The sequence below is a fragment of the Kocuria sp. NBRC 114282 genome, assembly GCF_030268385.1.
Taxonomy (GTDB): Bacteria; Actinomycetota; Actinomycetes; order Actinomycetales; family Micrococcaceae; genus Kocuria; species Kocuria palustris.
The window spans coordinates 1-8,259 of the sequence record NZ_BSQO01000015.1 but is presented as its reverse complement, the minus strand read 5'-3'; the positions used below and the strand labels follow the sequence as shown (position 1 = coordinate 8,259).

7 protein-coding genes are annotated in these 8,259 nt (G+C 71.7%); 5 read left to right on the top strand and 2 right to left on the bottom strand.

Translation table 11 applies throughout. From position 1 onward, the window contains the following. Positions 1-59 precede the first annotated feature (59 nt). Complete coding sequence (locus QSJ40_RS12435; RefSeq protein WP_024289466.1) at positions 60-1,451, top strand: short-chain fatty acid transporter; 1,392 nt, start codon at positions 60-62, stop codon at positions 1,449-1,451. Between the two features lie 61 nt (positions 1,452-1,512). Here the strand turns inward: QSJ40_RS12435 and QSJ40_RS12430 are convergent, their stop codons facing one another. Both QSJ40_RS12430 and QSJ40_RS12425 read right to left on the bottom strand, forming a co-directional pair. Next, complete coding sequence (locus tag QSJ40_RS12430; protein WP_024289465.1) at positions 1,513-2,010, bottom strand: GNAT family N-acetyltransferase; 498 nt, start codon at positions 2,008-2,010, stop codon at positions 1,513-1,515. A gap of 321 nt (positions 2,011-2,331) precedes the next feature. Beyond that, positions 2,332-2,886, bottom strand: a complete 555-nt coding sequence (locus tag QSJ40_RS12425; RefSeq protein WP_024289464.1) for a TetR family transcriptional regulator — start codon at positions 2,884-2,886, stop codon at positions 2,332-2,334. Between the two features lie 182 nt (positions 2,887-3,068). Here QSJ40_RS12425 and bioB point away from each other — a divergent pair, with 182 nt between their 5' ends. The 4 genes from bioB to bioD all read left to right on the top strand — a co-directional run bounded on the left by bioB (position 3,069) and on the right by bioD (position 8,105). Further along, complete coding sequence (gene bioB / locus QSJ40_RS12420; protein ID WP_024289463.1) at positions 3,069-4,457, top strand: biotin synthase BioB; 1,389 nt, start codon at positions 3,069-3,071, stop codon at positions 4,455-4,457. Positions 4,458-4,533: 76 nt separating this feature from the next. Then, positions 4,534-6,054, top strand: a complete 1,521-nt coding sequence (locus tag QSJ40_RS12415) for an aspartate aminotransferase family protein (RefSeq protein WP_024289462.1) — start codon at positions 4,534-4,536, stop codon at positions 6,052-6,054. Continuing rightward, positions 6,051-7,187, top strand: a complete 1,137-nt coding sequence (locus QSJ40_RS12410; protein WP_024289461.1) for an aminotransferase class I/II-fold pyridoxal phosphate-dependent enzyme — start codon at positions 6,051-6,053, stop codon at positions 7,185-7,187. The genes QSJ40_RS12415 and QSJ40_RS12410 overlap by 4 nt, the downstream gene beginning before the upstream one ends. A gap of 93 nt (positions 7,188-7,280) precedes the next feature. Beyond that, a complete protein-coding gene (gene bioD, locus QSJ40_RS12405; protein WP_137803218.1) occupies positions 7,281-8,105 on the top strand; it encodes an ATP-dependent dethiobiotin synthetase BioD in 825 nt (274 codons plus the stop codon). Positions 8,106-8,259 lie beyond the last annotated feature (154 nt).

The following is an 8,259-nucleotide window of genomic DNA, read 5'->3' as shown; positions in this document are numbered from 1 at the left end:
CCCGGCACGCGTCGTCGGCGCCTACCCGTCAACCCTCCTCAACGAAGAAGAGGCCCGCCATGAGCTCCCCCGACCGTTCCTCAACTCCTGCGGCGACCGCCGACCCCGTGCTTGCCCGGGCCATGAAGCCCGTGAACTACGTGGTGGAGCGGTTCATCCCCTCCGCGCTGATCTTCGCGATCGTCCTGACACTGGTGGTTGCGGTCATGGCACTGGTCCTGACCGACTCCGGCCCAGTGACCGTTGTCATGGGGTGGGGGACGGGACTTTCGGGGCTGCTGGAGTTCATGACCCAGATGGCGCTGGTGCTGCTGCTCGGCCACGCCCTGGCGAGCACTCGGCCGGTTCGGGCGCTTCTCGCACGGCTCGCCGGCATCCCGCGGTCGCCGCTTGCGGCCTACGTGTTCGTGTTCGTGATCGCTGCGGTGGCGTCACTGATCACATGGGGCTTCGGCCTGGTGGTCGGCGGTCTGCTCGCGCGCGAGGTCGCCGCCGGGTTCTCGCGCCGCAGCAGGCCGGTGAGCTTCCCCATGCTCGTGGCCTCCGGCTTCTCCGGCTTCGTGGTGTGGCACATGGGCTACTCGGGCTCGGGGCCGCTGACCGCGGCAACTCCCGGCTCGTTCATCGAGAAGCAGGTGGGCCACGTCATCCCCATCTCGCAGACCACGTTCTCGTGGTGGAACATCACGGCTACGGTGGCCACCGTGGTGCTCGTCGCCTTCGCCCTGTGGCTCGTGGCGCCTCGGGCCGTGCCCGCGAGTCACGCGGTGACCGCAGACGCGCTCGCCGAGTCCGACCAGCGCATTGCCACCCCCGAGGTGGAAGTGCCCGCCGACCGCCTCGACGCCTCACGCATCCCCACCCTGCTCGTGGGCCTCGCCCTGGTGGCCTACCTGGTCATCCACTTCACCGGCGGCACCGTGACCCTGAACATTGTGAACTGGATGTTCCTGGCGCTGATCTTCCTGCTCTCCCGCAACGCGTTCGAGGTCATGGCGCTCGTCAAGAACGCCGCCTCCAACGTGGGTGACATCCTGCTGCAGTTCCCGCTCTACGCCGGGATCATGGGCATCATGACGGCCAGCGGGCTCATCCAGGTGCTCTCGGACTCCATCGTGGAGGTCGCCTCCCCCCAGACCCTCGGCTTCCTGGCCTTCCTCTCCGCGGGTCTCGTGAACTTCTTCGTCCCCTCCGGCGGTGGACAGGTGGCCATCCAGGCGCCCATCCTCCTCGACGCCGCCGCCCGCCTGGGCGTGGACCCGTCCGTGATCATCATGTCCGTGGCGTACGGCGACCAGTGGACCAACATGATCCAGCCCTTCTGGGCCCTGCCCCTGCTGGCGATCGCCGGGCTGAAGATCCGGGACATCCTCGGCTACACCACCGTGGTGCTGGTGGTCTCCGGGGTGGTCTTCGGGGCGACCATGCTGATCGTGGGCGCGGGGGTCTGACGACGACGCCGCACGGTCCCGTGCCGCGCGTGGGTGGCGGGGAGCGACGTCGTCCGCGGTCTCACCGGACCATGCGGACCTCGCGCAGGTCCTCCAGCCCGGGATCGGTCAACGAGGCGCTGTCCGCCCGGAACCCGTTGCGCTCGTAGAAGCGGATGGCGCGTGGATTGGCCTCCGCGACCCACAGCTGCGCGGGCTCCCCGCCGAGAACGGCGTCGAGCAGGGCCTGTCCCGCGCCCGTGCCGTGGTGCTCGCGGAGCACATAGAGCAGGTGCAGGGCGTGCTCGCGGGCGGGGTCGTCTTCGCGGGGCTGCCCAGTGCCCGCGAAACCGATGATCGTCTCGCCCACCACGGCCACCCTAACCCGTACACGGCGGGACGGTTCTGCGAGCATCCGGGTCCACGTCTCCTCCCGACGGCGCAAGGCGTCGTCGTCGAAGAACCGCTCCGGCACGAGCCCGGTGTACGTTTCCCGCCACGACTGCGTGTGCACTCTCGCGATCCCCGGGGCGTCTTCGGGGACGGGTGTACGCACGGTGAAGGGGGTGCCGGTGGTCATGCAGACATTCTGGCCGCCGCCCGCACCGGCTGACACCCCCGGACGGCGGACCCGGCGGTGGAGAGGAGCGCGCACGCGTTCCCACCACCTGCAACAACGGAGCAAGTGCAGTTCCGGGGTCGCAGTTCTGCGTTTGCTCCGTAGTCGCAGGGGCGCCCCGTCTGGACCGGCGGCTTCAGCGAGAGCGGTGGCCCCGGCAGGCTCACTGAAGCCCCCTCCCGCCTCCTGCATTAACAGAGCAAGTGCGGTTTTGCGGCCGCAATTCGGCATCTGCTCAGTTGTTGCAGGGGTGCGGGCGGTGGAGGGGGGGCGACGACGCCGCTACGCCAGGATCGCGCGCACGCCCGCCTCGAACTCGGCGGCCATCGTGGCGGTGGGGAGGTCCATCGACTCGCGGGTCTGCTGGGCGGTCACGGATCCCAGGGTGAAGCGGACCAGGGTGAGCGCGGCCGTCTCGGCCGGGGCGGGGTCCATGCCCGCGCGGGTCAGCGCCGCGGTGAGCAGGGGTGTGGGCTGCATGCCCGAGGGGTCCAGCGCGTGGGCCACGCTCACCACGTCCGCGCCGTCTCGCACGGCGAGCACCGCGGAACGGAACCGGGCGATGAGGAGGGTGGCGTCGTCGTCGGCGACTGCCGGGGAAGTGCCCGCGGGAGAGGCTCCTGTGGTGGGAGCGCCTGTGGAGGAGGTGCTCAGCGGGGCGACCATGCGCTGCGCGAGGACTGCCAGCAGCTCCTGCTTGTTCGCCACGTGCCAGTACAGGGCGCCGGGCTGCACGCCCAGCTCGCGGGCCAGGCGGCGCATCGAGAGGTCCCCGAGCCCGTAGGTCTGCAGGATGTGCCACGCGGCGTCCACCACCTGGCCGCGGTCCAGTGCCACGGTGTCCCTCCCTGCTCTCGTGCCCGGGTGCGGGCCACGCGGAAACTCTACCGAGCGTACGTGGGGTGGGAGCGACGTCGTCGTGACCAGGACAGCGGCGCGGCAGCGCCAGGCCGCGCGCCGCCTCTCGCAACGGCCGCCCGGGAAATTGACAATCCTGAACACCGTTCAATAATTGAACAATGTTCAAGAACCCTGCCGAGCTGGCCGAGCGCGTCCTCGCCGGCGACCCCGTGACCCCGGACGAAGCCCTCGAGCTGCTGCACACCGACGACCCCGGCATGCTGGACCTCGTGGCCGCCGCCGCCCGGCTGCGCCGCGAGCACTTCGGGATGACCGTGAAGGTGAACTACCTGGTCAACCTGAAGTCTGGGCTGTGCGCCGAGGACTGCGGCTACTGCTCCCAGCGCCTGAACGCCGGGACGGACATCCTCAAGTACTCGTGGCTGAGCCCCGAGAAGGCCGTGGAGCAGGCCGAGTACGGCATCCGCGGTGGCGCGAGCCGCGTGTGCCTCGTGGCGAGCGGCCGCGGCCCGTCCAACCGAGAGGTGGGCAACGTGACCCGCACCGTGGAGGCGCTCAAGGAGCAGCACCCGGACGTGGAGGTCTGCGCGTGCCTGGGCCTGCTCAAGGACGGCCAGGCGGAGACGCTGAGCGGCGCGGGCGTGGACGCCTACAATCACAACCTCAACACCGCCGAGTCCCACTACGAGTCCATCTGCTCTACCCATACCTACCAGGACCGCGTGGACACCGTGGAGCGCGCGAAGGACGCCGGGCTCTCGCCGTGCTCCGGGCTGATCGTGGGCATGCGGGAGACAGACGAGCAGCTCGTTGAGGCGCTCTTCGCGCTGCGGGAGCTGGGCTCGGACTCCGTGCCGGTGAACTTCCTCATGCCCTTCGACGGCACGCCCCTGGCAGGCACGTGGCAGCTGAGCCCGCAGAAGTGCCTGAAGATCCTCTCCGTGGTGCGCTTCGTGTGCCCGGATAAGGAGATCCGCATGGCCGGCGGCCGCGAGATGCACCTGCGCTCCCTGCAGCCCCTCGCCCTGCACGTGGTCAACTCCCTCTTCCTGGGCGACTACCTCACCTCCGAGGGGCAGGCGGCAAAGGCGGACCTGGACATGGTTGCCGACGCCGGATTCACCGTCCTCGGCGCGGGTCCGTTGAGGGAGCACGACGACACGGTGCCCGCCGACACCTCGAACGGTGCGGCACCCGAGCAGGCCGCGGCGGGCCAGGCAGGTTCGACGGGCCCCGCGACCACGCCCTGCGGGTCCACGTGCGGAACCGGTGGACCTGCCGGTTCCGATGCCGCCTCGGGCGGCCGTCCGGACCCCTCCGACCCGGTCTCTTCCGGTCAGGGCGACGACGCCGCGGTGCCCTCCGCCGCCCCGGGCCCGGTTCCGACCCCGCCAGCTGCCCCCGCCCCCGTGTCTGCGGCGCTCGCCGCCCTGCTGAGCTCGGGCGAGGGACCCGAGCGCGACGAGGACGACACCCGGGTGAGGATCGAGCTGAGCCCGACCGTGCGGCGTCGCGGTGCGGGGACCTCGGTGGCGCCGAATGCCTGACCCGGCACCGCAGATCACGCACGACACCGCGCCCGCCGAGAGCAGCGGGGAAGCTTCTTGCCCCACCGCGGGTGCCGTGGCAGATACGGCAGAACAGGGTGACGACGCCGCGCAGCCCACCCGCCTCGCCGCCCGTGACCGCGGGCTGCTGTGGCACCCCTACGCACCGCTGGACGGGCCCGCACCCCACGCGGTGCTGGCCGCGGAGGGCGTGACCCTGACCCTGGAGACCCCTGAGGGGGACCGGATCCGGGCGATCGACGGCATGGCCTCGTGGTGGTGCGCGGTGCACGGCTACCGCAACCCGGAGCTGGACCGCGCCGCCGTGGACCAGATCACCGAGTTCTCTCACGTGATGTTCGGCGGTCTCACGCACCGCCCGGCCGTGGAGCTGGCGGAGCTGCTGGTGGAGGTCACCCCGGCCGAGCTGCAGCACGTGTTCTTCGCGGACTCCGGCTCCGTGAGCGTGGAGGTCGCGCTGAAGCTCGCCGTGCAGTACCAGGCGGCCCTCGGGCGGCCGGAGCGCCGTCGCATCCTGACCGTGCGCGGCGGCTACCACGGGGACACCACTGGCGCCATGAGCGTGTGCGACCCCGAGGGCGGAATGCACGCCGAATTCTCCGGGCTGGTGGCGGAGCAGCTGTTCGTGGCACCGCCTCCCGCGGCGCACCCCCGGCGTAGGTCCGGGTACGAGGATCCCGAGGGGTTGCGGTCCCCGGAGAACCTCGGTGCGGCGGCCTCGGACACCGCTGGTTTCGTGCCTTCCGGGGACACCGAAGGGCCAGGTGGGAGCGGCGCGCAGGGCGCGGGAGCGCCGTCGTCGTCCGGGGCCGTGGACTGGGACGCCGACGACGCCGCCGTTGAGGCGTGGATCGCGGACGTGCGCAACGTCGCCCGCGCCCACCGGGACGAGCTCGCCGGGATCATCGTGGAACCCGTGCTGCAGGGCGCGGGCGGGATGCGCACGTACGACCCGCGGTGCCTGCGGGTGCTGCGAGAGCTGGCGGACGAGCTGGACCTGGTGTTCATCGTGGATGAGATCGCCACGGGCTTCGGCCGCACCGGGAAGTGGTTCGCCAGTGAGTGGGCGGACGTGGTCCCGGACGTGATGTGCGTGGGCAAGGCGCTGACCGGCGGATACATGTCCCTGGCGGCGGTGCTCGTGTCCGAGGCCGTGGGAGCGGTCATCACGGCGTCGGAGCAGCGCGCGCTGATGCACGGGCCCACGTTCATGGCGAACCCGCTCGCGTGCGCCGTGGCCCTGCAGTCCGTGCGGATGCTGCGGGACTCCTGGTGGGCGAACGTCTCCCGGATCGAGGAGACCCTGCGGGAGATACTGCCCGTGGCGGCGGAGCTGCGCGTCGTGAAGGACGTGCGGGTCATCGGCGCCGTGGGGGTCGTGGAGTTCCACGAGGCCCCGGACCCGGAGCTGCTCACCCGCGCGGCTCTGGAACAGGGGGTGTGGTTCCGCCCGTTCGGACGCCTGCTCTACACCATGCCCCCGTACGTCTGCACGGACGAGGAGGTCCGCACCATCGCCTACGCCCTGCTGCGGGCCGCGCAGGAAGTGGAGCTGACGGGCGGGGGATGGGCATGACGGTCGGTCCCCTTGACGACTGGCTCCGCGCTCGCGGCGAGCAGCGCGCGGAGGCGGGACTGCGACGTCGGCTGCGGACGCCGCCCCGGGCGTGCGTGGACCTGGCCTCGAACGACTACCTGGGGCTCTCCCGGGACCCGCGCGTGGTGGCCGCCGCCCAGCACGCGCTGGGGGAGCACGGCACAGGCTCTCGGGCCTCCCGGCTGGTGACCGGAACCCTGGGGGTCCACGAGGTGCTGGAGCGCGAACTGTGCGAGCTCACTGACCAGCCCGTCGCGCTCGCGTTCTCCAGCGGGTACGCCGCGAACACCGGGGTGCTGACGGCGCTGGGGGACGCGGACACGCTGATCGTCTCGGACGCCCACGCGCACGCGTCCCTGGTGGACGGGGCACGGCTGTCCCAGTCGCCGGTGCGGATCGCGCGGCACGCGGACGTCGCGCACGTGGCGCAGCTGCTGGCGGAGCGCGCGGAGGCGCGCGCCGTCGTGGTCGTGGAGTCCGTGTACTCGGTGTGGGGCGACCACGCGCCGCTCGCGGAGCTGGCCGCGCTCTGCCGCGCCGAGAACGCGCTGCTGCTCGTGGACGAGGCGCACGGGATCGGGGTAGCGGGCGGCGGCCGGGGGCTCGTGCACGAGCTTGGTCTTGCGGGATCGCCGCACGTGGCCGTGACCATGACGCTGTCCAAGGCGCTCGGCGCGCAGGGCGGCGCGGTGCTCGGGTCCGAGGCGCTGCGCGAGCACCTGGTGAACACGGCGCGCCCGTTCATCTTCGACACCGCCCTCGCGCCCGCCTCTGCCGCTGCGGCCACGGAGGCCGCGCGGATCGTGCGGGCGCACCCCGAACTGGTGGAGACCCTGCACGAGCGGGCGCGGTTCGTGGCCTCCGCGCTGGGCACCCCGCCGGCCCGCGCGGCGGTGCAGTCCCTCCCGGTGGCCTCCGCGGAGTCGGCCGTGCGGGCAGCGGAGGTGATCCGTTCCCGGGGCGTGGTGGTGGGGTGCTTCCGCCCGCCCTCGGTCCCGGACGGCATCAGTCGCCTGCGCATCACGGCTCCCGCGGACATGGAACTACACGTTCTGGCCCGGGCGTTGGACACCGTCCGGGACGTGGTAGGGGACGAACCGCAGGGCGTGTGAGGGGCCGCTCACCCTGCGGAGGAACTGCCCGCCGCCGCGTCAGCCACGTCCAGCGCACGTGGCCGCACTGCTTTCACTCTGACAGGAGAGACCATGACCACCAATCCCCTGGGCGACCTCGTCGCCTCCCTGGGCCACGCCGTCGTCGTGACGGGAACCGACACGGACGTGGGCAAGACGTACGCCACGGCGGCGCTCACGGTCTCCGGGTGGAACGTGGGCCGGCGGCGGATCGCGGTCTACAAGCCGCAGCAGACCGGGATACGGGGCGGGGAACCGGGGGACGTTGACGACGTCGCCCGGCTGGCTCGCGCCGCCGGCGTGCCTTCCGAGGCACTCACCACCGCCGAGGGCCAGCGTCTCACCGAGCCGATGGCCCCGCCTCCCGCGGCGGCGATCGACGGGGTGGAGCTGCTCCCGCTCTCGGAGCACGTGATGAAAATTGTGGAATTACAAGAATCCCACGACCTCGTGATCGTGGAGGGCAGCGGGGGTGTGCTCGTGGAGCTGGACGGGGACCGGCGCACGATTGCGGACCTGGCAGTGGCGTTGCAGGAGGCTTGTGGGGAGCCAGGCGGGGCGGCCCAAACGGGCCGAGCGGCGGCCGAAACCAGCGGCCAGTTGAGTTCTCCCGAGACGTCCGAGCCCGTGAACGCGGTGGAACGTGACGGGGGGACGGTGAGCACTGTGCTGGTGGCGCGCCCGGACCTCGGGACGCTGAACCACACGCTGCTGAGTCTGGAGGCGCTGCTGCACCGCGGCGTCGAGGTGGCCGGGGTGGTGCTGGGCAGCTGGCCCGCCGACCCCGACCGCCTCGCGACCTCCAACAGGGAGTACCTCGCGGACCTGCCACCCGTCGCGGGCCGACGCGTTCCCCTCCTGGGCGCGGTTCCGCGTGGTTGGGGCGGGGCCGCATAGGAGCGGACGGGCGAAAAGAGGGGGACCGCCGTCGTCGTCCTAGCCACTCCGCCCACCCGAGCAGGCACCGGCTGCAAAAACTGAGCAAGTGCAGATCCGGGGCCCCAAAACTGCACTAACGGAGCAAACGCAGGCCCGGCGGCGCAGGTGTGCA